The sequence below is a fragment of the Roseivirga seohaensis subsp. aquiponti genome (genome assembly GCF_001267955.1).
GTDB classification, from domain to species: Bacteria; Bacteroidota; Bacteroidia; order Cytophagales; family Cyclobacteriaceae; genus Roseivirga; species Roseivirga seohaensis.
Genome location: NZ_JSVA01000024.1, coordinates 1 through 959 on the forward strand (window position 1 = coordinate 1; position 959 = coordinate 959).

The window sequence follows — 959 nt, forward strand, 5'->3', positions numbered from 1 at the left end:
GTCAACCTATTTCAGGACGATACAACTTGCTTAGCTTCCGGGCACGACCCCAGTGCTTACGGGACTTTCACCCGTTGGAACGGCCATATTTTTGGCCTATATTCACCATTCAAGGCACACACAAGGTGTATAGTGCATAGCACCCTACGGGATGCTACGACACCATACACAAACCGTTGTAGGTAATTAAAATATGGGAAATCAGATTTGCGGAATATTGATAAACTCGTTACCGAGAGAATTTTCGGAAGATGAACTGGATTCAAAGAAATTAAAAACTAAAATAATAGCCAATTCAATTTCAAGTCTGTCTCCTAAAGATTTAAGTATTACTTTTTCTGATGACAATACATATATCTTTTTAGATCAGATATTCTACAAAAACATAAGTGAAGAAGATACTTTAACTGACCTTGAAAGTGATTTAGTGGACATCTTTCCAGAATCTAAAATTCTAATAGTTGCAATAAATGATACGGTTGATTTCACCGGATATAGTTTGATTAAAAACGGAATAAAAATTAGAACTAAAGCTGTTGTTAAAGATCAAATCTTTCTGGACTATGGTGATATATATGATATTGAGCTTAAAATGCTGGAACAGTATCATCGAATGCGAGAAGGAAAACCTAGGAACTTGACTAAAATGCGTGAGTTATATCCAGTTTATTCCGATGATAAACTTTATGTTATCGATAGAGATACAGCAATTAAGTTTTTTAAAAACAGACAACATTTCGCAGATGAACTTCCATATTTTTATAAAGACGGAACAAGCGACAACTTGCTGATTGAAAAACAAATTGGCTCATTTGTAAATAGCGATATATACGAATTAGAAAAACTGAATTGGGTAGTGTTTCAAAGAAGAAAGTTAAACTTCAAAAAAGACTCGCTTAAAGAGTATATCTATCTGGCAAAAAAATAAAAAAACCTACAATCGAGTAGACGGCCGTGAG

1 protein-coding gene is annotated in these 959 nt (G+C 34.2%); it reads left to right on the plus strand.

Features of this window, described 5'->3' with window-relative positions:
- The first annotated feature begins 193 nt into the window (after positions 1-193).
- Positions 194-928: a hypothetical protein gene (locus tag OB69_RS17385; RefSeq protein WP_053225038.1), complete on the plus strand. Its 735-nt coding sequence runs from the start codon at positions 194-196 to the stop codon at positions 926-928.
- The last annotated feature ends 31 nt before the right edge of the window (positions 929-959 follow it).